The sequence below is a fragment of the Aliikangiella maris genome (assembly GCF_040719265.1).
In the GTDB taxonomy this organism is placed as follows: domain Bacteria; phylum Pseudomonadota; class Gammaproteobacteria; order Enterobacterales; family Kangiellaceae; genus Aliikangiella; species Aliikangiella maris.
This window is the reverse complement of the sequence record NZ_JBFDAH010000086.1, coordinates 1-2,187: the sequence shown is the minus strand read 5'-3', so window position 1 is coordinate 2,187 and position 2,187 is coordinate 1. Positions and strand designations below refer to the sequence as shown.

General features: G+C 42.1%; 3 protein-coding genes and 1 pseudogene. 3 read left to right on the top strand and 1 reads right to left on the bottom strand.

Annotation, left to right across the window (positions count from 1 at the left end; all coding sequences use genetic code 11):
- The first annotated feature begins 182 nt into the window (after positions 1-182).
- The 3 genes from ABVT42_RS22105 (at position 183) to ABVT42_RS22095 (ending at position 1,450) form a co-directional block, all read left to right on the top strand.
- The gene (locus ABVT42_RS22105) at positions 183-692 is read left to right on the top strand and encodes a hypothetical protein (protein WP_353898106.1); all 510 of its coding nucleotides are present in this window, start codon (positions 183-185) and stop codon (positions 690-692) included.
- 136 nt (positions 693-828) lie between these two features.
- Entirely contained in the window at positions 829-1,251 is a 423-nt protein-coding gene (locus tag ABVT42_RS22100) for a Tse2 family ADP-ribosyltransferase toxin (RefSeq protein ID WP_353898107.1), read from the top strand.
- Complete coding sequence (locus tag ABVT42_RS22095) at positions 1,241-1,450, top strand: hypothetical protein (RefSeq protein ID WP_353898108.1); 210 nt, start codon at positions 1,241-1,243, stop codon at positions 1,448-1,450. The genes ABVT42_RS22100 and ABVT42_RS22095 overlap by 11 nt, the downstream gene beginning before the upstream one ends.
- A gap of 236 nt (positions 1,451-1,686) precedes the next feature.
- On the opposite strand, the pseudogene ABVT42_RS22085 reads toward ABVT42_RS22095, so the two are convergent.
- Positions 1,687-2,187: pseudogene (locus tag ABVT42_RS22085) on the bottom strand (transposase); the annotation flags it as partial.

Genomic DNA, 2,187 nt, shown 5'->3' with positions numbered 1-2,187 from the left:
GAAAACGGGTAATGTTTTCCCTGGTGACCCGATTCCTAGCTGGTGTGGCAATAGTAATTTTCGCCCTATCACAATTTTAAGCATTACGGATGAAAGTTAAAACGTAACCAGACGCTCAACCTGATAAATTACTCGCTAAGTCGCTCGCAATTTTTCAGGTTAGCTACGCGTTAAACACTAATATGATATCGAGCAAAGTCACAATTCAGAGTGCAGAAATTAAGATCGAACATGAGAAGTGTTCTGATCCTAGTTGGTGCCGTGATAAAGAAATATTTATTGAGTCTAGTAGCTCAGATAACAACACTCTAACCACGCTGACTTTTAATGATTATCTGAAAATATATGTGTTCTGGGAGGCATTTTCTTCAGCTGAATTTTTTGATGCTCTTTATGTACCAGAAACAGGAGTGTTATTTTTCGGGTGTGGTTCTATAAGTGCGAGGGTTTGTACTAAAGAAAACAAGCTGATTGATCTAGAGCATGTTTGCCTTTTTTGGGGCCTAAGCCAGCAACAAAATTACATCCTTGAAACGGGCGAGCTTGATTGCTTCTTATACTCATTAGATGGCAAAAAAGTCTCAAGTACAGCAGTAGATCCACCATATGAAATGGAAGTTAAAGATCAAGGAATTAAATTCACATCTATTGTCGTTGGTACAACGTGGCTACGGTATGATGACAATGGTTAACAAACGGCTGCACCGGACAAATTTCCGCTGTCATCTTTTGTGCAAAAACACGCACAAAAGCCGCCATCAAAAATTTGCTCGGTGAGCTTGGCGTTGCAGAGCCAATCCATAAATATCTAAACAAGAGGATAATTTAGTGATAAGTCCAAGGGAATTTTATCTAATGGATGTAGCCGATTTGCCCTTTGAGTTGTTCCGAGGTGGAAATGCAGGTGGATTTCAATTTCATGAGGATCGAGCACTCAAAGATTGCGTAACGTACCCAAAAGACGGTGTTGCCTATGTGCGAGCCAATCTGACCGGGTTTTCTTGCTTTAGTCATATTACTGATCGTATGAAAAGGCAAGGTAAAAATGTTTGGAAATTAAAGAAAGGAGCCATCCTTCCCCCTGAATTGAAGTTGGTGAGAGATCAACGACGTGGTCACGAAGGGCACTATATGTTGGCTCCCTTTAAAGATATGCCATTGAAGAAATATATAGGGCTAATCGAAGAAATTGAACGTGACCCTAGTAAATGTGTAAAGCTAACTCCCCAGGAGATTAAAAATGGAAAATAAATCAACAGCGAAATTGTCGTTTATAAAAAAAGAGCTTGTAACACTCATGTCAATTGTTGAAAGAGAAAAAGAAAAATATGATGCAATTGACTATGAACAACTGGATGATGATGAAGCTGGTGATGTAGGTGATGAGCATGAGGTGATTGACGGTTTGTTGTCAATGTTAAAGATAGCGTACTCAGATACATTTGAGTGAGTAATGCATAACAAACCGCTGTACGCCAACACATACTGCTACGCTCGTTTTTGTGTGTCGCTTCGCGCCACTTTACACAAAAACGCTCGCCGCAGTATGTGCGGGTGAGCGGGCGTTGGTATGACTCCCTTTGTCAATTAAAACGTACAAATCCGCACCATATTTTTTCAAAGTGCCGCTATCTAAAAGTTGGATGAATTCAATCACAGATTAAAGCCAGTAACTTTCGACGGTTCTCATGCTGGTACACGAGAGAGCCTGTCGTTGGGATTAACCGGAGAGATAACAACTTCTCGTGTAATGGCCCAGATGTACGCAATCATTTCTCGAGCAATGGCAGTAATGACTACGTTGTAGTGCTTGCCTCGTNAATGGCCCAGATGTACGCAATCATTTCTCGAGCAATGGCAGTAATGACTACGTTGTAGTGCTTGCCTCGTTTCATCAGTCGTTGATAACGTTTACACAATCGAAGCTGTGCCTTCCAGGCAATATCGATAATGGTTTTGCTCAAGCCTTCTTGTCGGATTTGTAGGTCATGAGAGATATTGGCTGGGTAGCGATAACAATGCGCCCCCTCGGTGAGTAGTCGTCTTGCTCGACCATTACCGCACTTGGTAATACTACCGACTTTTCGTCTGCCGCCGCTGGAGTGTTCGCCCGGAACTAACCCGACATAACTCATTAATTTTCTCGGGTGGTCGAATCGGGTTAAATCACCCAGCTCGGCGATGACA

Excerpts from the sequence above, each read along its gene's own strand:
- ABVT42_RS22105 (WP_353898106.1), top strand. The coding sequence starts at position 183 with ATGATATCGAGCAAAGTCACAATTCAGAGTGCAGAAATTAAGATCGAA.
- ABVT42_RS22095 (WP_353898108.1), top strand. The coding sequence starts at position 1,241 with ATGGAAAATAAATCAACAGCGAAATTGTCGTTTATAAAAAAAGAGCTT.